The organism is Pseudonocardia zijingensis (assembly GCF_042657305.1).
Taxonomy (GTDB): Bacteria; Actinomycetota; Actinomycetes; order Mycobacteriales; family Pseudonocardiaceae; genus Pseudonocardia; species Pseudonocardia zijingensis.
Genome location: NZ_JBHSKO010000003.1, coordinates 443704 through 463108, shown reverse-complemented (window position 1 = coordinate 463108; position 19405 = coordinate 443704). Strand labels below are relative to the sequence as shown.

Below are 19405 nucleotides of genomic sequence, written 5' to 3'. Positions count from 1 at the left end.
CGGGGGCCGTCCCGTTCAGCGGCCTGTCACCCAGGCGAGGTGCAGCACCTCGAGCAGCTCGACGGAGTCGACGGCCACCGTCACGCGGCCGTCGGCCACCGCCACCTCCGCGTCGGCGCCGCCCACCAGGAGCCGGGCGACCGCACCGGTGGCCCCTTCGGGCAACGCCACCGACACCGCGAGCGGGCCCACCGGGATGAGCTCGCGCACGGGGCCGCGCATCGCCATCGGGTTGGTGAGGTTCACCAGGCACACGGCGAGCTCGCCCTCGCCCTCGTGCACCGCCACGTCGTGCAGCCCCGGCCCGCGCACGTCCACCCGGGGCGGCTCGGCGAGTGCCCACGTCACCGCATCGGCCATGAGGCGGCCGTGGTCGGGCTGCAGGGTCTCCCAGAACAGCGAGCCGATGTCGAACGCCACGTGCACGGTGCGGCCCTCGCCCGGCCGCTGCCGGGTCACCACTGCGGGGTGCTCCGGTGCGCGGCGGGCGTACAGCTCCTCCATCGGGAGGTCCGGGTAGTCCGGCACGAACCGGAAGGGCACGTCGGCGTCCGGGGCCGCCGCCACGCGCAGCAGGTGCGTGCCGCCGATGATCCGCCCGGCACCACCGAACCCGGCCGACACCGGGTGCTCCCCGGTCAGCGCGATGTAGTTGTTCTTCACCGGGCCGCGCACGTCCTCCTCGAGGTGCACGCCGAGCACGTCGGCGAGCCCGAAGTCGGATCGCGTGCCGCCGTCCGCGGTGCTCAGCGACGTCCGGTGCCCGGCCACCACGCCGCCGCCCGCGCGCACGAACTCGCGCACCACCGCGCAGGCCTCGTCGCTCATCCGCTCGGCGTTGGGCAGCACGAGCACCCGGAACCGGCCGAGCTCCTCGGCGGTGAACCGGGTGGCCGACACGAACTCGAACGGGATCCGCGCCTCCACCAGCGCCTGGTGGAAGCCGTCCTCGTGCGGGTCGCCCGCAGGGCCCGCCGCGTCGTACACCGCGACGTCCGCCGTGACCCGCATCCGCGACAGCACCGGCTCCACGGTGGCGTGCAGGCCGAACGCGTCGGCCACCGGCTCCACCCAGCGGTCGTCGGGCACCATCCCGTTGAACTTGGTGAACCACGGGAAGCCGCCGTGGGCGAAGCCGTCCACGATCCACATCCGGATCTCCGCGGGGCTCGCCACCGAGTCCTTCCAGCGGTGCTGGTGGTGCTCGGGCCCCACGGAGGAGATCAGTCCGACCGGCCGATCGCGGAACGCCCCGCGGCTGCGCTTGGCGTTGCGGCCCGCGGCCCACGGCGCCTCGATCCCCGAACGGCTCTGCCGATCGAGCACGAAGAAGGGGTAGTGGCGCTCGATCAGGTCCCGGTCGAGCTCGTGCACCGCGAGCGACCCCAGGTTCGGGATGAACCGGGCGTGCGGCCGGATGTCCTTCACCGCGGTGTCCCACAGCGCCACGAGCTCGCTGAGCTGCTGACGACGCCACGGGACGTAGGCCTTCCAGGCGGGGTCGTCCGGGTCGTACGGCTCCACTGGGAGCTCGTGGCCCGTGGCGTCGAAGAACGCCCTGCGCGCGTGCTCGCTGCGGGACACGCCGTGGCCCTGCCACCGGTTCGCGAACACGGCGTCGATGTCGTACTCGCGCACGAGCTCGCGCGCCACTTCGGTGACGAACTCCCGGTTGTACGGGCCGAACGGGCAGGTCACGTACGTGCCGGGGAACGCCCAGTGCTCGCGCGGCTCGCCGTCGGGCGTGCGGTCCACCCACTCCGGGTGCGCCGCCAGCGCGTCGGCGTGCACCGCGTGCGGGTCGACGCGCGCCATCACGTGCATCCCCAGGCTGCGCGCACCCTCCACGAGCTCGCCGAACGGGTCGCCGTCGCCGAGGTGGCGGCTGCGGTAGTGGAACGGGATCCGCGTCGGGTAGAAGGCCATGTAGCCACCCGCGCTGATGCAGGTCGCGTTGGACCGCGTGCGGCGCATGATGTCGACCCAGAACGCGGGATCGAACCGGCCCGGGTCGCTCTCGGTGAGCGTCAGCTGCGTCCAGCGCGTGGCCGTGCGGTGCCAGTCGGGGGTGCGCAGGTTCATTTGAGTCCTGTCGTCGAGATACCGCGGATCAGGTACTTCTGGGCCGTCACGAAGAACACGAGCACCGGCAGCAGCGACAGCAGGGACATCGCGAACAGCGCTCCCACCCCGTTCGCCGTCTCCGAGCTCATCATCGAGTTCAACGCCACCGGCACCGTGAACATCTCGGTGGAGGTCAGGTAGATCAGCGGGGTGAAGAAGTCGTTCCACGTCCAGATGAACGTGAAGATCGCCGCGGTGACCAGCGCCGGCTTCATCAGCGGGAGCACGATCGACCAGTAGATGCGGAACGGGCCCGCGCCGTCCACCCACGCTGCCGCGTCCAGCTCCCGCGGGATCGTGCGGATGAACTGGACCATGAGGAAGGTGAAGAACGCGTCGGTGGCGAGGAACTTCGGCAGCAGCAGCGGGAAGTAGGTGTTCACCATGTCCAGCTGCGAGAAGAAGATGTACTGCGGCACCACCAGCACGTGCAGCGGCAGCATCACCGACACGAGCGTGATGGCGAAGTACAGCTTCCGGCCGCGGAACTCCAGGCGGGCGAGCGCGTAGGCCGCCAGCGAGCAGGACACCAGGTTCCCGACGATCGAGCCGACGCTCACCAGCAGCGAGTTGAGGAAGAACAGCGAGAACGGCTCGTCGAGGGCGTTCCAGCCGTCGCGGTAGTTCTGGAACGTCACCTCGGACGGGGTCAGCCCCGGCTCGGACAGCACGAGGTTGCCCGGCTTCACCGAGCTGACCACCATCCAGATCAGCGGGTAGATCATCACCAGCACGAACGCGCACATCACGACGTGCCGCACGGCCGCCCTCATCGCTCGTCCCCGTAGAACACCCAGTACTTCGAGAGCAGGAAGTGGGCCGCCGTCACGATCCCGATGACCACCAGCAGCACCCACGCCATCGCCGACGCGTAGCCCATGTTGAAGCTCTGGAACCCCTGTTGGTACAGGTACAGCGTGTAGAACAGGGTGGAGTCGAGCGGCCCGCCCTGGCCCCCGGAGATGATGTGGGCCTGGGTGAACGCCTGGAACGCCCCGATCGTCTGCAGCACGAGGTTGAAGAACACGATCGGCGTGAGCAGCGGCACCGTCACGCTCCAGAACTGCCGCACCTTGCCCGCGCCGTCCACGCGCGCCGCCTCGTAGAGCTCCTCGGGGATCTGCCGCAGCCCGGCCAGGAAGATGATCATCGGGGATCCGAACGTCCAGACGTTGAGCACCACGAGCGTCGACAGGGCGGTGTCGGGGTTCTGCAGCCAGCTCTCGCCCTCCACGCCGAACCAGCCGAGCACGCCGTTGACCAGGCCCTCGTGGCCGAACAACTGCCGCCACAGGATCGCGACGGCCACGCTGGAGCCCAGCAGCGAGGGCAGGTAGAAGGCGCTGCGGTAGAGCGCGAGACCGCGCATCCCCTTGTCCAGCACCACGGCGAGCAGCAGCGCGAACGCCAGCTGCAGCGGCACCGAGACCAGCACGTAGCGCAGCGTCACGCCGACCGACGCCCAGAACCGCTCGTCGGAGACCATGCGCTGGAAGTTCTCCAGCCCGATCAGCTCGGGGTCGTGGAGCAGGTCGTAGTCGGTGAACGACAGGTACAGCGACGCGAGCAGCGGCACCGCCGTGACGAACACCAGCCCGAGCAGGAAGGGCAGCAGGAACACGTGTGCCGCGCCGCCCTGCCGGCGGAACGAGGGGGGCCGCCTGCGGCGGGCCGGCACCGGCGGGCTCTGCGCCACCGGTCGCACGAGCGTCTCCTGGGTCACGACGCCCGGCCCAGCTCGCGCTCGATGTCCGCCACCACCCGCGCGGCGGCGTCGGCGACGCTCGACCGCTCCAGGGCCACCTCCTCCACCCCGCGGGTCATGATCGTGCGCCACGTGCCCGACCCGGGCGGAGCCTCGTAGCGCGGCTTCTGCTCCTCCGCCATCTCCTGCTCGACGACGGCGAGCATCTTCTTCTCGTCCTCGTTGGCCACCGCGTAGGCCGCCTGCAGCATCTGCGGGTTGGCGGGCGCCCCGACCGAGAGGCCGACGATCCCGAGGATCGCCGGGTCGTTGATGTTGAAGTGGACGAGGCGGCCGGCGGCCTCGAGCTTGTCGTCGTCGATGCCCTGGTAGACGGCCAGGCGGCTCAGGTAGCCGAAGCGGTGCCCGGCGGCCGCGTCCGCGAGCACCGGCATCGGGCGCAGCCCGAACTCGTAGTCGGGGAACATCGGGGCCTCGTCGGCGATGTGGTTCGAGTTGCCGAAGGTCATCAGCACCTTGTCGCCGACGACCGGCCACTCCGGTTGCGCACCCTCCTGCTCGCTCAGGTTCGTGGCGGCACCGGCCCGGCGCAGGACCTCCCACCACTCGAACCAGCCCGCCAGCGCGTCGACCTCGAAGCCCATCCGCCCGTCGGCGGTCCACAGGTCCTGCCCGTGCTGGCGCAGCCACGCCTCGAAGCACAGGTCGGCCTGCGCGTTGTAGTGGATCCCCTTGCGGCCGCCGGACGCGGTGCGGGTGTACTCGATCAGGAACTCCGACAGCCCGTCCCACGTCCAGGCGCCGTCGGCGGGGAGCTGGGCACCCGCCTCGTCGAGGAACGTCTGGTTGTAGCGCACGGCGGCCGTGAGCACCGAGCGCGGGAGCGTGTTCAGCTCCCCGTCGATCCGGTACGAGTCGATCAGCGTGGGGCTGAACGCCGACAGGTCCAGCGACGGGATGTCGTCGAGGCGCCGGTACAGCCCGGCCTCGTGGTAGCTCATGACCTGCGGCGACGGGATCCAGAAGACGTCCGGCACGTCGCGGCCGGCCGTCTGCACGGTGATCCGCTCCTGGAAGGCGTCGTAGTCGGCGAACTCGGGCCGGACCTCGATGCCGGGGTTCTGCGCGACGAACGCGTCCAGCGCGGCCGTGTACTTCTGCTGCCGGTTCGAGTCGCCCCACCAGGCGTAGCGGATCGCGGTGCCGCCCGACCCGCCGCCGCAGGAGGCGAGAGCCGTGACCCCGGCAGTGCCGAGGGCTCCCATCCCCACCAGTTGAAGGAATCGTCGTCGGTTCACGGGGTTCATCCGAAGCTCCTCAGCCCTGAGGTGAACGCGGGCGAGCCGACGCTACGGAGCTGCGTACTTGTCAGTCAATATGCAGCAGATACTTGTCTAACAATTTTGCGGCCCAGTAGCGTGTCCGCCATGTCGACCAGCCCGCCGAGGTTCACGCTGGCGCCCTCGTCGATGATCGACGCGCTCTACGAGTCGCTGCGGCAGCGGATCATCAACGGCGAGATCGCCCCCGGCGAGAAGGTCACCGAGGCGCGGGTCGTCAGCGAGTACACGGTGGCGCGGCCCACCGCCAAGGCCTGCCTGGAACGGCTCACGGCCGTGGGACTGCTGCACCGCACCGCCCACCGCACCGCCGTCGTCCCCGAGCTCGACGTGGCCGAGATCCTCGACCTCTTCTTCGCGCGCGACTCCATCGAGCGCCGGGCCGTGCAGCGCCTCGCCGAGCTGGGCCGGGTGCCTGCCGCCGCCCGCGCCGCCCAGGAGCGCATCGAGCGCGCCGTGGCCGACAAGGACTTCGCCCACCAGGTGGAGGCCGACATCGCCTTCCACACCGCGCTCGTCGACGCAGTGGGCAGCAAGCGGCTCTCCCGCATGCACGAGCTGATCATGGGCGAGGTGCACCTCACCATGGGCCAGTTCCAGGCCCACCGCACCACCGACCCCCGCACGGTGGCCGCGGAGCACCTCGCGATCCTCGCCGCGGTCGAGGCGGGAGACCAGGCGGCGGCCGCCGAGCACCTCGCCGGCCACCTGCGCGCCGCGCAGGACCGGCTCGTCGCCCGGCTCACCCGCGACGAGCAGCCGCACGAACCGCCCCGCGTCGACGCCTGACCCACCCGTCGCGGCGCCGGCCGCTCACCCTGTGGGCAACGCTGTGGATGGATCGGCGCGGGAGGGACCCCCGATCTCAACTCTTCCGGACGGGGCTGACACAGATGTGCTGGTCAGCCCGGCTTGATCCGGAGTTGTCCACATCAACCACAGGTTTTCCACAGCTCTGGTGATCGTCTCCCACGACGCCCCTCCGCCGACCACCCTGGCTCCTACCCGGCTCGCCCGTCCGGGGCCACGAGGAGGCAGCGGTGCGATCGAGAGACACGACGGAGCAGCGGCCCGAGCCGCCACGAGGCCTGGTCATGGTCTCCGACCCCGACCTGCTCGACGCGCTGCTGCGGCTCGCGGCGGCCGCGGGCTGCGAGCTGCAGCGCGCCGTCGATCCCCCACAGGCCCGGCCGTTCTGGAGCAGCGCCCCGCTGGTGCTGCTCGACGCCCCGGCTGCCGCCCAGTGCGCGCAGGCCGGGCTGCCCCGGCGGGGCGACGTCGTGCTCGCGGTGCGCGGCGAACCACCCGCCACCGTGTGGCGACACGCCGTGGCCGTCGGCGCCGAGCACGTCGTCGCCCTGCCCGAGGCCGAGCAGTGGCTGGTCGCCGCGCTCACCGACGCCGCGGAGGGCCCCCGCGCCGCAGGCAGCGTGCTCGCCGTCGTCGGCGGGCGTGGCGGGGCCGGGGCGTCGGTGCTCGCGGCCGCCGTCGCCGTCACCGCCGTGCGGGAGGGCGCCCGCGCGCTCCTCGTCGACTGCGACCCGCTGGGCGGCGGGCTCGACCTCGTGCTCGGCGCGGAGGACCTCGGCGGGCTGCGCTGGCCCGGCGTCGGGGTCGAGGGCGGCCGGGTGCCCGCCGCGGCCCTCCACGCGGCCCTGCCCTCACCCCGGGTCGGCCGCCGCGACGGCGCGCTCGGCGTCCTGTCCTGCGACCGCAGCACCCACGGCCCCACCCCGGCAGCGGTGCGCGCCGTCGTCGAGGCGGGCCGCCGGGCGGGCGACACCGTCGTGTGCGACCTCCCCCGCTACCCCACCGACGCCGCGGCGGCCGCGCTGGCCGTCGCCGACCTCGTCGCGCTCGTCGTCCCGGCCGACGTCCGCTCCTCGGCCGCGGCCGCCCGGGTCACCGCGCTGCTCGGCCGGCACGGCCCACCGGTACGCGCCGTGGTCCGCGGGCCGGCGCCGAGCGGCGTCGACGCCGACGAGGTGGCCCGGGCCGTGGGTGTCCCGCTGCTCGCCGCCATGCGTCCCGAGCCGGGGCTCGCGCGGGCGCTCGAACGCGGCGAGGCGCCACCCCGACCCCACGGCCCGCTCGCCGGCGCCGCGCGCTCCGTGCTCGCGGCGGTGCGGGCGGCCTCGGGGGCGCGGTCATGAGCGCCCCGGGCACCGGCGCCGCAGCCCCGGGCGCCACCCCGCTCGTCGACCGGGTGCGCTCCCGGCTGGCCGCCACCGGTGGCGAGCTCACCCAGGCCGCCGTGGCCGCGGCGGTCCGGGCGGAGTCCGGCGGGGTCGCCTCCGACCTCGACGTCCTCTCCGCGCTGCGGGTCCTGCGCCAGGAGTTCGTCGGGGCCGGCCCGCTCGACCAGCTGCTGCGCGACCCGCGCACCACCGACGTCCTGGTCTGCGGCCCCACCTCGGTGTGGGTCGACCGCGGCGCCGGGCTCGAGCGCACCCCGGTCCGCTTCCCCGACGACGCCGCGGTGCGCCGACTCGCCCAGCGCCTCGCGATCGCCGCGGGCCGCCGCCTCGACGACGCCAGCCCGTACGTCGACGGCTGGGTCGCCGACGCAGGCGTGCGGCTGCACGCCGTGCTCCCGCCCGTCGCCGCCGACGGCACCTGCCTGTCGCTGCGCGTCCTGCGCCCGGCCGCCCACGACCTCACGGCGCTGCGCGCGTCGGGCACCCTCGACGCCACGGGCGAGGCGCTCCTGCGGGCGGTGCTCGCCGCCCGGCTCGCGTTCGTCGTGTCCGGGGGCACCGGCAGCGGCAAGACCACCATCCTCGCCGCGTTGCTCGCGGCCGTCGACCCGCGGGAACGGGTGGTGTGCGTCGAGGACGCCGAGGAGCTGCGCCCCCGCCACCCGCACGTCGTCCGGCTCGTCGCCCGGCCCGCCAACATCGAGGGGGCAGGCGGGGTCACGCTGCGCGACCTCGTGCGACAGGCCCTCCGCATGCGGCCCGACCGGCTGGTCGTGGGGGAGGTCCGCGGCGCCGAGGTGTGCGACCTGCTGGCCGCGCTCAACACCGGCCACGACGGCGGGGCGGGCACCGTCCACGCCAACTCGGCCGGCGAGGTGCCTGCCCGGATGGAGGCGCTCGCGGCCGCGGGCGGCCTCGGCCGCGACGCGCTGCACAGCCAGCTCGCCGCCGCCGTCCAGGTCGTGCTGCACATGCGGCGCATGCCGTCCGGGCAGCGCGTGCTCGACACCGTCGGCGTCCTGGGCCGCGACCACCAGGCCGGCCACCACACCACCACCGTCCGGCCGGTGTGGACCCGCAGCCACTCCTGGACCTCCGATCGCGCTGCCCTCGGCGCGCTCCTGCAGGAGCGGGAGGTGGCGCTGCCGTGGTGACCACCGCCGTCGCCTGCGCCGCCCTCGCCGCGGCCATCGGGTGCGCCCCACCCCCGCGCGGGGTCGCGAGGTTCGCCGCGCTGTGGCCCGCCCGGCGCGCCCGCCACCGCAGCGGTCCGCACCTGATCGGCCCGGTCGTCGCGGGCGCACTCGGTGGGGCCGCGCTGGCCGGGGTCGGCGGTGCGCTCGCCGGCGCGCTGGTCGCGCTCGTGGTCCGCCACCGGCGCGCCGTGCACCGCGCCGCCCGCCTGCGCGACACCGCCGCCGAGCAGCTCGCCGCCGCCGTCGCCCGCATCACCGACGAGCTGCGCGCGGGCAGCCACCCGGCCGCCGCCCTCTCCGGCATCGACGCCGACGGCCCGCACGCCCGCTCCGTGCTCGCCCCCGCCGCGGTGGCGGCCCGCCTCGGCGACGGCATCGTGCCCGCGTTGCGCCGGGGCGGTGCGGGCCGGCCGGAGATCGGCGGCGACGTCGAACGGATCGCCACGGCGTGGATCCTCGCCGAGCGCCACGGCATCCCCCTCGCCGACCTGCTCGGCCGGGCCCACGAGGACATCCGCTGGCGGGTCCGCTTCGCCTCCACCGTGCGGGCGCAGCTGGCCGGGCCGCGCGCCACCGCCGCCGTGCTCACCACGCTCCCGGTGCTCGGGATCGGGCTCGGGCAGCTGATCGGGGCCCACCCGATCGGCGTGCTGCGCGGCGGGCCGCTCGGGCAGGCGCTGCTCGTCATCGGCGTCGCGCTCCTGGCCGCCGGCAGCGCCTGGTCGGAGCGGATCATCGGATCGGCGGTGCCCCGGTGACCAGCTTCCCCGCCCACGCGGCGGCACTCGTGCTCCTCGCCACCGCGCTCCTCACCTGCGGCACCCGCCACGGCCACCACCGGCTCCGGGCGCTGCAGGCCCCCGCTCCCCCGCCCGCCGCCGAGGCGCCGCCGGTGCGCCCGGCGTGGATCGCGGTCGGCGCGGCCACAGCCGGCGCGCTGGGCAGCCTGATCGCGGGCGCCGCGGGCGCATTGCTGCTCGCGGTCGCGACGGCGGGCGCCGGAGTCGTCGCGCTGCGCCGCAGCAGGCGTCACCCCGCACTCGCCACGGAGCCCGCCACCGAGCTCGCGGCCGGGTGGGAGCTCCTCGCGGTCTGCCTCGAGGCGGGCCTGCCTGTGGCCCTCGCGGTCACGGCGGCCGCCGAGCCGCTGCACGGCGCCGTCGGCGCGCAGCTGCGCCGCACCGCAGGGCTGCTCGAGCTCGGTGCCGACGCGGCCGCCGCCTGGTATGCCGCCGAAGGCCTCCCCGCGCTCACCACGTTCGCGCGCGCCGCGGGACGGTCGGCGAGCACCGGGTCCGCCCTGGCGCAGGTCGCGCGCGCCGAGGCCGAGCACATCCGGGCCGGCCTGCTCGACACCGCCCAGGCGAAGGCCCAGCGCGCGGCCGTCCACATCACCGCACCGCTCGGCGTGTGCTTCCTGCCCGCGTTCCTGGCGCTGGGCATCGCCCCCGTCGTCGTCGGCCTGGCCGGCGAGGTGCTCGCCCGCTGGTGAGCACACCACCCCCAACGAGAAATACGAAGGAGAGACCGATGTCCCTGCCCGTCCCCGCCCGTCCCGCCCGCACCCGCTCCCGGCTCGCGGCGGCGCTGCCCATCCGGGTGCGCAGCCTCTACCGCGACGACGACGGCATGAGCACGGTCGAGTACGCCATCGGCACCGTGGCCGCCGCGGCCTTCGGGGCGCTGCTCTACACGGTGGTCACCGGCGACTCGATCCTCACCGCGCTCACCGGGCTCGTCGAACGCGCCCTCACGGTCACGTTCTGATGGGCGCCCGGGCCCCCGACCGCCACCGCGACCACCACCGCGACCGGGGCGCGGTCACGGTGGAGGCCGCGCTCGCCCTGTGCACGCTCGCGGTGTTCCTCACGGTGGCGGTCGGTGCGCTCGCCGCGGCAGGCGGATCGATCCGCTGCGTCGACGCCGCCCGCGAACTCGCCCGGCTCGCCGCCCGCGGCGAGGCCGACCGGGGCCACGCGGTCGCAGCCCAGCTGGCACCGTCCGGGGCGCGGATCGCGCTGCACACCGACGGCGACCTCGTCGTCGCCGAGGTGTCGGCCGAGGTCCTGCGGCCGCTCCCGGTGCGGATCGGTGGCCGGGCCGTGGCCGCCGTCGAACCTGGAGCAGCACCACCGTGAGCCGCCACGCGAACGACCGGGGCAGCGCCACCATCTGGGCCGCGATCGGGATATCGGTGATCACCACCGTGCTGCTGGTCGGCCTGCACCTGGGCTCCGCCGTCCTCGCCCGCCACCGCGCGGAGGCGGCGGCCGACCTGGCCGCGCTCGCGGCGGCCGCCGTCGCCGTCGAGGGTGTCGACGCCGCGTGCCGGCGCGCCGCGCAGATCGTGGCGGCTGGCGGCGGCACGGTCACGTCGTGCCTGCTCGACGGGTGGGACGCCGTGGTCGAGGTGGACGTTCCCATCCCGATCGGTGTGCCCGGCCTCGACCGGGCCACCGGCCGGGCCCGCGCCGGCCCGGTCCCCGAACCCGACATCCTCGGCGATCCGAGGTCCGCGACGATCAGCGAACACGGTCCGGCCGACTCTGCAGCGAGCATTGCCAGGCCTGCCAGAACAGCCGTCCTGGTCGGACTTGCCGACATGCGGTGAGCCGTGAGTGCCGAACGCCTGCTGACCACAGGGCAAGTCGCCCGTGAGTTGGGGCTGACCGCACGATCCATCGAGCGGTGGGCCCAGGAGGGCAAGCTGGTGCCCGCTCTGTACACCCCTGGTGGCCACCCACGTTGGCGACTCGGCGACGTCGAGGAGCAGCTACGGCAGCTCCGCCGGAGGGCTGAGGGGTGCTGCTGACGACCGCGGAGCTGGCGAAGGAGCTGCGCCTCTCCATCAAGACGATCCAGCGGTACCAACGGACGGGAAAGCTCCGGCCCACTCTGGTCACCCCGGGCGGTCAGTACCGGTGGGATCTGGAAGACGTACACGAGCAGATGCGAGCACTTGCAGGGGAGACGAAGAGACGTAGCACACTCGACAGGCCGCTTCCCCCGGCCGACTGGGTGCGGCTGCTACAGAGGTTGTTGACGCAGTGGGCGGGCCGGATCGGCACCGCCGCCGGGTCCTGCCGTACTACTCGGGCCGGGTCCGCAGCCTCAGCAGTTGGTCCCGAAGATCGTCCACGTCCCACAGGTACCGGCCGCCGGGGCTGACCATCGCTGGGCGGACCAGCGGCTGCGTCCTCGGAGGTGGTGTACGAGTCCCTCGCTGATACCCGGCGTGGCATCGTGAGACGGCCACCGCGTGATCTTGATGAGTACCGACCAAGGAACTCACTGAAAGGGATCTACCGCGGTGGCCGCGCCGCAACATATCGAACCCGCCGAGCTGTTGCTCGCCGAGGCGTGCTGCGCGGCGGGCCGCTTGGGCAGGTCCTGCTCGTCGTCGGCGTCGTACTCCTCGCCGCGGGCAATTCCTGGTCCGAGCGCATCATCGGATCGGCGGTGCCCCGGTGACCATGGGCCGGGGAAGCGGCAAGGGCGGATCCGACGTCCGGAGGGGCTAGTCGTCCTTCTTCCGAAGCGCCCTGAGCTGCTCAATGATCTTGTCAGGGTCCCAACGGGCATGGCCGCCAGCGGTCACGTACTCAGGCTCGATGACGCCTTCACGGTGGTATCGCTGGAGGGTCCGCCGTGAGAGGCCAACTAGCTTCGCCGCCTCTGCCGTCGTGACGTACTTCGGACCCATCTAGGCACCGTATGTCCTGGTCACGGCTAGTTACACCCATCTGGCACCCATGAGTCCTGTCACGTTCCGTCTGGTTCGTTTGGCGCGCTTAGGGTCTATCGTGTCGACATGGCGTTCTGGTGGACAGAGATCGCGGGAGGCGGGTGCGCGATGGGTGAGGCGGCAGACGAGGCCGAGGCGCGGTTGGAGATCGCCCGAGCACAGGGGCGAGCGTCGGTGAACTTCAACGAGCGCACCGGCCGGTACCGCTGGACGGTGGTGCTGGACGAGGGGAAGACCTTCCACGGTTGGGCCGAAACCGAGGAGGACGCCTGGTGGTACTGCAAGGAGGCCGTCAACCGGCCCCACCGGGGGACTCACCACCGGAGACCCCGGGGACTGTTCGGCTTGCCGCCCGCGTAGGTCCTGCAGCAGCACCGCGATCCGGCGCCGAACCCGGCGTTCCTCACCCGGCGCCACCGTCCGGACGGCCCGCACCACCGAACGCACCACCGCCGGATCCCCCGGTCGGCACCCGTTCTGGTGGCATGCCGCCGAATCCGGCGACGAGCGGTCGGCACGCGCGGGCGGGCGGGGTCGGCGCCGGCGCCCGTTCGCCCACCCGTGGCGCCCTGTGCCCGCCCGTCGACTCAGCGCACCACGGGCACGCTCACCGTCACACCGGGACCGATCAGCGACAGCCACTGGCATCGCACGGCTCGGACGCGCCTACTGGATGCAGTCACCGGCCGGGCCCGCCCGGTCGGAACCCCGGAAGCCGCTCCCCAGACTGCGGTGGGGCCGGACCGTCGGAACCGACGCCCACCCCATTCCCGGCCCACCGCTCGCCGACCGTCGTCGGCCGGCCCGGCCCCCGACGCGGCCGGCCGACGACGGTCCATCCGGAAGCGCGGTCTATCGCGGAGCGGAGCCCACCGCGGGAACCATCGCCCGCTCCTCGGCGCCCAGCGCCTCGAGCACCACGTCGAGCACCCGCACCGCACCCGCCTTGTCGAGCGGGGCGTTGCCGTTGCCGCACTTCGGCGACTGCACGCACGAGGGGCACCCGGCCCGGCACTCGCACTCGGAGATGGCGGCGCGGGTGGCGGCCAGCCAGCGCCCGAGAACCGCGTGCCCCCGCTCGGCGAAGCCCGCACCGCCGGGGTGGCCGTCGTGCACGAACACCGTCGGCCCTCCGGTGTGCGGGTGCAGCGCCGTCGACATCCCGCCCACGTCCCACCGGTCGCAGATCGCGAACAGCGGCAGGAGCCCGATCGCGGCGTGCTCGGCCGCGTGCAGGGCGCCGGGGATCCGCTTCGGCGGCACACCGGCCGCCACGAGCGCCTCCTCGCGCACGTCGTACCAGACACCGCGGGTGCGCAGCACCTGCTCGGGCAGGTCCAGCGGCACCGTGGCCAGCACGGTGCCGTCCGGGGCCCGACGCAGGTACTCCACCACCTGCGAGGTCACCGTCACCTCGCCGAACGACACCCGCACCGCCCCGAGGTCGCGGTGGGCGAGCACGCGCGCCACCTCCACGTCGGCCGTTGACCGCGCGTCGGTGCGGAACCCGGGGTCGGCGCTCGTCACCACCGCCACGCCGGCCTCGAGGTCCAACTCCTGCACGAGGTAGGTCTCGCCGCGGTGCAGGTGCACCGCACCGGGGTGCACCGTGGCGGGAGCGGAGGCGCCGTCCACCGTGCCGAGCATCCGACCGGTGCCCGCCTCCACCACCGCCACCTGGCCGAGCCCGGACCCCCTGATGTCCACCGACCCGGCGGGCCGCTCCCGCGTGGACGGCCAGTACCAGCCGGTGGGCCTGCGCCGCAGCGTGCCGTCCGCCACGAGCTCGTCGAGCACGGCGGCGGCCGGGGTGGCGCCGAACACCCCCGCCACGTCGTCCTCGGTCAGGGGCATCTCGGCGGCGGCGCACACCAGCTGCGGCGCCAGCACGTAGGGGTTGCCCGGGTCGAGCACGCAGCCCTCCACCGGCGCGCCCAGCAGGGCGTCCGGGTGGTGCACGAGGTAGGTGTCCATGGGGTCGTCGCGCGCCACGAGCACCACGAGCGCCTCGTCGCGCGCACGTCCCGCCCGCCCGGACTGCTGCCAGAACGACGCGCGGGTGCCCGGGAAGCCCGCCACCACCACCGCGTCCAGGCCCGCGATGTCCACCCCGAGTTCGAGCGCGTTGGTGGTGGCGACGCCGAGCAGCTCGCCCCCGGCGAGCCCGGCCTCGAGCGCCCGCCGGTCCTCGGGCAGGTAGCCGCCGCGGTAGGCGGCCACCCGGTCGGCGAGGGCCGGATCGGTGTCGGCCAGCAGGCGCTGGGCGGTGAGCGCGGTGACCTCCGCACCGCGCCGCGACCGCACGAACGCCAACGTGCGGGCACCCTCCACCACCAGGTCGGCGAGCATCCGGGCCGCCTCGGTGCCCGCGGGCCTGCGCACCGGTGCCCCGTTCTCCCCGGTGAGCTCCGGGAGCAGCGGCGGCTCCCACAGGGCCACGGTGCGCCCCGGCGCGGGAGAGCCGTCGTCGGTGACCGCCACGACGTCGCGCCCCGTGAGCCGGCAGGCGAACGCCGCAGGCTCGGCCACCGTGGCCGAGGCCAGCACGAGCGTGGGGTGCGAGCCGTAACGGGCGCAGATCCGCAGCAGCCTGCGCAGCAGCAGCGCCACGTGCGAGCCGAACACGCCGCGGTAGGTGTGGCACTCGTCGACCACCACGAACTGGAGCCTGCGCAGGAACATCGCCCACTGGCCGTGCCGCGGCAGCAGGGAGCGGTGCAGCATGTCGGGGTTGCTGAACAGCCAGCGGCCGTGGCGGCGCGCCCAGTCGCGGGCGTCCGTCGGGGTGTCGCCGTCGAACGGGGCCGCGCGCACGTCGGGCACGTCGAGGGCGTCGAGCGCGCGCAGCTGGTCGGCGGCGAGGGCCTTGGTGGGCGACAGGTACAGGGCGGTGGCGCGGGGGTCCTGCGCGAACCGCGCGAGCACGGGCAGCTGGTAGGCGAGCGACTTGCCCGACGCCGTGCCGGTGGCCACCACCACGTCCCGGCCCGCCCACGCGTGCTCCGCCGCCTCGGCCTGGTGGCTCCACGGGGCCGCCACCCCCTGGCGCGCCCACGCCTCCCGCAGCGCGGGCGGCGCCCATCCCGGCCAGGCGGCGGTGCGCCCGGGCCGCGGGGGAAGCCGCACCGCGTGGCGCAGCGGGCCGATCGCGTCGTCGCCTGCGCCTTCCGGCACGCCGGCGAGCAGCCGGCGCAGCAACACGCCGCCACGGCCCTCCGGTTCGCGCCCACCCACGGTCCGAGGTTGGCACACCACACCGACCACGAGCCGATCCGGTGCGCGCCGCAGTCGATCACGAGAGGGGTGAGGGGGCTCACTGCACGGTGTTCTACGACACACACTTAGACTGCACGCGCCTGTACCGCGCCCACGTGGGGCGACGGCTTTTCCAGACGCCAGGGTTGCCGTCCGTGTTCCCTGGCCCGTTTCGTAGTGACCAGGAGGACGGATGTCCGTGTCCACCCTCGCCGCGAGCGAAATCACGCTCGCGGGGGGCGATTACGCCATTGTCGGCGTGGTCGCGGTGGTCGCGCTCGCCGCCCTGGCCATCGGCTTCGTCCTGCTCCGGGAGGTTCTCGCTGCCGGCGAGGGCACCTCGAAGATGCAGGACATCGGTCGAGCGGTCCAGGAAGGCGCCGCGGCGTACCTCAACCGCCAGTTCCGCACGCTCGGCATCTTCGTCGTGGTCGTGTTCGTACTGCTCTTCGCGCTCCCCGGCGACATCGGCGAACGCGTGGGGCGGTCGATCTTCTTCGTGATCGGCGCCGTGTTCTCCGCCACCATCGGCTACCTCGGCATGTGGCTGGCCACCCGGGCCAACATCCGGGTCGCCGCTGCGTCCCGCGAGTCCGGTGGCCGGGAGAAGGCCATGCGGATCGCGTTCCGCACCGGTGGCGTGGTCGGCATGTTCACGGTCGGCCTCGGCCTGTTCGGCGCCGCGATCGTGGTGCTGGTCTACACCGGTCAGGCGCCCAAGGTCCTCGAGGGCTTCGGGTTCGGCGCCGCGCTGCTCGCGATGTTCATGCGTGTCGGCGGCGGCATCTTCACCAAGGCCGCCGACGTCGGCGCCGACCTCGTCGGCAAGGTCGAGCAGGGCATCCCCGAGGACGACCCGCGCAACGCCGCCACGATCGCCGACAACGTCGGCGACAACGTCGGCGACTGCGCCGGCATGGCCGCCGACCTGTTCGAGTCCTACGCGGTCACCCTCGTCGCCGCCCTGATCCTGGGCACCGCGGCGTTCGGCCAGCAGGGTCTGCTGTTCCCGCTGATCGTGCCGGCCATCGGCGTGCTCACCGCGGTCGTCGGCGTGTACATCACGCGGGCCCGTGAGGGCGAGGGCGGGCTCAAGGCGATCAACCGCAGCTTCTACCTCTCGGCGGTCATCTCCGGGGTGCTCTGCGTGATCGCCTCGTTCGTGTACCTGCCGTCGAGCTTCGAGGCGCTGAGCAACCCCGGCGACGCGAGCGTCGTGACCGACATGGGCGGGGCCAACCCGCAGCTGATCGCCGCGGCCGCCGTGATCATCGGCATCGTGCTGGCCGGTGTGATCCTCTGGCTCACCGGCTACTTCACCGGCACCGAGGACAAGCCGGTCAAGACCGTGGGCGAGTCCTCGCTCACCGGTGCGGCCACGGTGATCCTCGCCGGCATCTCGATCGGCTTCGAGTCCGCCGTCTACACGGCGCTCGTGATCAGCGCGGCCGTGTTCGGCGCGTTCGCGCTGGCCACCGGCTCGATCACGGTGGCGCTGTTCGCAGTGGCCCTCGCCGGCACCGGCCTGCTCACCACGGTCGGCGTCATCGTCGCGATGGACACCTTCGGCCCGGTCTCGGACAACGCGCAGGGCATCGCCGAGATGTCGGGCGACGTCGAGGGCGACGGCGTCGGCATCCTCACCGAGCTGGACGCGGTGGGCAACACCACCAAGGCCATCACCAAGGGCATCGCGATCGCCACAGCGGTGCTCGCGGCCACGGCCCTGTTCGGCTCGTACCGCGACGCGATCACCCAGGCGCTGGCCGAGGCCGGCGGCACGTTGACCGACGCGGGCACGGCGTTCGCGTTCGAGGTCTTCGCGCCGAACACCCTGGTCGGCGTGATCATCGGCGCCTCGGTCGTGTTCATGTTCTCCGGGCTGGCGATCAACGCCGTCACCCGGGCCGCGGGCGCGATCGTGTTCGAGGTCCGCCGGCAGTTCCGGGACGACCCCGGGATCATGGAGGGCACGGTTCGTCCCGAGTACGGCCGGGTCGTGGACATCTGCACCCGCGACTCGCTGCGCGAGCTGGCCACGCCCGGTCTGCTGGCGATCTTCGCGCCCATCGCCGTGGGCTTCGGCCTCGGTGTGGGCCCGCTGGCCGGGTACCTCGCGGGCGCCATCGCCACCGGCACCCTGATGGCCATCTTCCTGGCCAACTCCGGTGGCGCGTGGGACAACGCCAAGAAGCTCGTGGAGGACGGCAACCACGGCGGCAAGAACTCGCCCGCGCACGAGGCCACGGTCATCGGTGACACGGTCGGCGACCCGTTCAAGGACACCGCGGGCCCGGCCATCAACCCGCTGATCAAGGTGATGAACCTGGTCTCGGTGCTGATCGCCCCGGCGGTCGTGACGTTCTCGGTGGGCGACTCGGCCTCCGCGCCGGTGCGCATCATCGTCGCGCTGATCGCGGTGGCCATCATCGTCGCGGCGGTCGTCGTGTCGAAGCGGCGCACCACCACCATCGCCGACACCCCGGCGGAGAGCGCGGTCGGCTGACGCCGTTCACCCTCCCGCCGATTCGGAGGCCGTTCACCCGTACGGGTGGACGGCCTCCGTCGTTGAAGGGGTGACGCCCGCCAGGTGGAGCCCCGGGAGGACCCATGAGGACGCGCAGAGTCAGCTGCACGATCGCAGTGCTCGCCGCGCTCGCCGCCGGTTGCGGTGGTGCCGCACCGAGCGCGGACGCCGTGGCCTGGACGAACCAGGTGTGCGACGCGCTCGCGGGCTTCACGCGCGCGGCGACGTCGAGCCCCAGGATCGACCGGGCCGACCCGGTGGCCGCGGTGCAGGAGCTGAGCCGCTACCTCGGGGCGACGTCGGAGGAGCTGCAGCGGTCCCTCACCGACCTGGACGCGGTCGGGCCCTCCCCCGTGGACGGCGGCGACGCGTACGTGGGCCGGCTGGAGGAGGCGCTGCGGGGCATCCGCGCGGGCTTCGACTCGGCGCGCACGCAGCTCGCGGCCGTGGACGTCTCGGACCCGGCGCAGCTCGCCACGGCCGTCCCGGCCGCGCTGGCGCCCCTGCAGGAACTGCGGGACCTGCCCGCCCCGACCGAGGGCATGCGGGAGAACGGAGGGCTCAGCGCGGCGAGCGAGCAGGCGGAGAGCTGCCGCGGGCTCCGCACGACCGGCGCCCCGGCGAGTTGATCGTGGTCGGGGCCGGCGTGCGGTCGAGGGTGGGTGCTGGGCGTGTCCGACCGGCGGGCACACTGTCGGCTGACCGTGTCCCCAGCGCCGGGAGCAGCCGCATGCCCCGTATCACCCCATCCGTCCTCGTCCTTCCGGCCGTGGCAGCACTCGTGCTGTCCGCCGGCTGCACGACCTCGGTGAGCGGGGCCGCGCGGGCCGACAGCGAGGCCGCGACGCAGGGCGCCGTCGAGTGGGTCGACCAGATCTGCGGCTCGCTCCTGCCCTACCTGAAGGCGGCGGGCTCCCCGCCGAAGCCGGGCGAGGCACCCGACGCGCAGACCCTCGTGCGGAACATCAGCGGCTACCTCACCGAGACCGAGGAGAGCGCCAGTTCGGCGATCGACGGGATGACCGCGGCCGGTCCGGCTCCCGTGGCGGGCGGGGACGAGATCGTCGGCCGGCTGAGGAGCACCCTGGAGACGATGCAGGCGTCGCTGCGCGACGCGCGCAGCCGGATCGAGCGGGTCGACATCAACGACCGTCAGGCGCTGCTGCGCGAGGTGCCCGCCGCGATCGAGTCGGTGGAACGGCTCGCCAACACCCCGGGCCCGCTGTCCGACCTGCAGAGCAGCCCTGAGCTCGCCCAGGCGGGTCAGGAGGCGGCGGGGTGCCGGCAGATCGCGCGTGAGGTCGGGAGGTGACTG

The 19405-nt window shown here is 73.8% G+C and carries 20 protein-coding genes; 14 read left to right on the top strand and 6 right to left on the bottom strand.

All coding sequences use genetic code 11. The annotated features are described in order from the left end of the window. Nucleotides 1-15 precede the first annotated feature (15 nt). The 4 genes from ACFPL3_RS09215 to ACFPL3_RS09200 are packed head-to-tail and all read right to left on the bottom strand — an operon-like array spanning nucleotide 16 to nucleotide 5136. Nucleotides 16-2082: an alpha-amylase family protein gene (locus ACFPL3_RS09215; RefSeq protein WP_343944547.1), complete on the bottom strand. Its 2067-nt coding sequence runs from the start codon at nucleotides 2080-2082 to the stop codon at nucleotides 16-18. Beyond that, complete coding sequence (locus tag ACFPL3_RS09210) at nucleotides 2079-2897, bottom strand: carbohydrate ABC transporter permease (RefSeq protein WP_343944546.1); 819 nt, start codon at nucleotides 2895-2897, stop codon at nucleotides 2079-2081. The genes ACFPL3_RS09215 and ACFPL3_RS09210 overlap by 4 nt, the downstream gene beginning before the upstream one ends. After that, nucleotides 2894-3847 carry a carbohydrate ABC transporter permease gene (locus tag ACFPL3_RS09205; RefSeq protein ID WP_343944545.1) on the bottom strand — a complete coding sequence of 318 codons (954 nt, stop codon included), beginning with the start codon at nucleotides 3845-3847 and terminating at the stop codon, nucleotides 2894-2896. Before ACFPL3_RS09205 ends, ACFPL3_RS09210 begins: the two co-directional genes overlap by 4 nt. Further along, a complete protein-coding gene (locus ACFPL3_RS09200; protein WP_343944544.1) occupies nucleotides 3844-5136 on the bottom strand; it encodes an ABC transporter substrate-binding protein in 1293 nt (430 codons plus the stop codon). Before ACFPL3_RS09200 ends, ACFPL3_RS09205 begins: the two co-directional genes overlap by 4 nt. A gap of 120 nt (nucleotides 5137-5256) precedes the next feature. On the opposite strand from ACFPL3_RS09200, the gene ACFPL3_RS09195 reads away from it, so the two are divergent. The 10 genes from ACFPL3_RS09195 (at nucleotide 5257) to ACFPL3_RS09150 (ending at nucleotide 11731) form a co-directional block, all read left to right on the top strand. Continuing rightward, nucleotides 5257-5958, top strand: coding sequence for a GntR family transcriptional regulator (locus tag ACFPL3_RS09195; RefSeq protein WP_343944543.1), 702 nt, complete (start codon nucleotides 5257-5259; stop codon nucleotides 5956-5958). A gap of 251 nt (nucleotides 5959-6209) precedes the next feature. Continuing rightward, complete coding sequence (gene ssd / locus ACFPL3_RS09190; protein ID WP_379588712.1) at nucleotides 6210-7322, top strand: septum site-determining protein Ssd; 1113 nt, start codon at nucleotides 6210-6212, stop codon at nucleotides 7320-7322. Continuing rightward, entirely contained in the window at nucleotides 7319-8521 is a 1203-nt protein-coding gene (locus ACFPL3_RS09185; RefSeq protein ID WP_379588711.1) for a TadA family conjugal transfer-associated ATPase, read from the top strand. Before ssd ends, ACFPL3_RS09185 begins: the two co-directional genes overlap by 4 nt. Beyond that, complete coding sequence (locus ACFPL3_RS09180) at nucleotides 8518-9321, top strand: type II secretion system F family protein (protein WP_379588710.1); 804 nt, start codon at nucleotides 8518-8520, stop codon at nucleotides 9319-9321. The genes ACFPL3_RS09185 and ACFPL3_RS09180 overlap by 4 nt, the downstream gene beginning before the upstream one ends. Then, nucleotides 9318-10055, top strand: a complete 738-nt coding sequence (locus ACFPL3_RS09175; RefSeq protein WP_379588709.1) for a type II secretion system F family protein — start codon at nucleotides 9318-9320, stop codon at nucleotides 10053-10055. The genes ACFPL3_RS09180 and ACFPL3_RS09175 overlap by 4 nt, the downstream gene beginning before the upstream one ends. A gap of 38 nt (nucleotides 10056-10093) precedes the next feature. Beyond that, nucleotides 10094-10330, top strand: a complete 237-nt coding sequence (locus ACFPL3_RS09170; RefSeq protein ID WP_343943087.1) for a DUF4244 domain-containing protein — start codon at nucleotides 10094-10096, stop codon at nucleotides 10328-10330. Beyond that, nucleotides 10330-10701, top strand: coding sequence for a TadE family type IV pilus minor pilin (locus ACFPL3_RS09165; protein WP_343943088.1), 372 nt, complete (start codon nucleotides 10330-10332; stop codon nucleotides 10699-10701). The genes ACFPL3_RS09170 and ACFPL3_RS09165 overlap by 1 nt, the downstream gene beginning before the upstream one ends. Further along, entirely contained in the window at nucleotides 10698-11174 is a 477-nt protein-coding gene (locus tag ACFPL3_RS09160) for an Rv3654c family TadE-like protein (protein WP_379588708.1), read from the top strand. Before ACFPL3_RS09165 ends, ACFPL3_RS09160 begins: the two co-directional genes overlap by 4 nt. A gap of 3 nt (nucleotides 11175-11177) precedes the next feature. Further along, nucleotides 11178-11375 carry a MerR family DNA-binding transcriptional regulator gene (locus tag ACFPL3_RS09155; protein WP_343943090.1) on the top strand — a complete coding sequence of 66 codons (198 nt, stop codon included), beginning with the start codon at nucleotides 11178-11180 and terminating at the stop codon, nucleotides 11373-11375. After that, nucleotides 11366-11731 (top strand): helix-turn-helix domain-containing protein, encoded by a 366-nt coding sequence (locus ACFPL3_RS09150; protein ID WP_343943091.1) that lies wholly within the window; start codon nucleotides 11366-11368, stop codon nucleotides 11729-11731. Before ACFPL3_RS09155 ends, ACFPL3_RS09150 begins: the two co-directional genes overlap by 10 nt. Nucleotides 11732-12080: 349 nt before the next feature. On the opposite strand, the gene ACFPL3_RS09145 is transcribed toward ACFPL3_RS09150, so the two are convergent. Beyond that, entirely contained in the window at nucleotides 12081-12266 is a 186-nt protein-coding gene (locus tag ACFPL3_RS09145) for a MerR family DNA-binding transcriptional regulator (protein WP_343943092.1), read from the bottom strand. 108 nt (nucleotides 12267-12374) lie between these two features. On the opposite strand from ACFPL3_RS09145, the gene ACFPL3_RS09140 reads away from it, so the two are divergent. Continuing rightward, complete coding sequence (locus ACFPL3_RS09140) at nucleotides 12375-12668, top strand: hypothetical protein (protein WP_343943093.1); 294 nt, start codon at nucleotides 12375-12377, stop codon at nucleotides 12666-12668. A 492-nt stretch (nucleotides 12669-13160) separates the two neighbouring features. Here ACFPL3_RS09140 and ACFPL3_RS09135 read toward each other — a convergent pair whose 3' ends face one another. Further along, on the bottom strand, nucleotides 13161-15542 hold the full coding sequence (locus tag ACFPL3_RS09135; RefSeq protein WP_343943094.1) for a DEAD/DEAH box helicase: 2382 nt from the start codon (nucleotides 15540-15542) through the stop codon (nucleotides 13161-13163). Between the two features lie 214 nt (nucleotides 15543-15756). Here ACFPL3_RS09135 and ACFPL3_RS09130 point away from each other — a divergent pair, with 214 nt between their 5' ends. The 3 genes from ACFPL3_RS09130 to ACFPL3_RS09120 all read left to right on the top strand — a co-directional run bounded on the left by ACFPL3_RS09130 (nucleotide 15757) and on the right by ACFPL3_RS09120 (nucleotide 19402). Then, entirely contained in the window at nucleotides 15757-18069 is a 2313-nt protein-coding gene (locus tag ACFPL3_RS09130; RefSeq protein WP_343943095.1) for a sodium-translocating pyrophosphatase, read from the top strand. Nucleotides 18070-18173: 104 nt separating this feature from the next. Then, nucleotides 18174-18719, top strand: a complete 546-nt coding sequence (locus tag ACFPL3_RS09125; protein ID WP_343943096.1) for a hypothetical protein — start codon at nucleotides 18174-18176, stop codon at nucleotides 18717-18719. Nucleotides 18720-18859: 140 nt separating this feature from the next. Further along, a complete protein-coding gene (locus ACFPL3_RS09120) occupies nucleotides 18860-19402 on the top strand; it encodes a hypothetical protein (protein ID WP_343943097.1) in 543 nt (180 codons plus the stop codon). Nucleotides 19403-19405 lie beyond the last annotated feature (3 nt).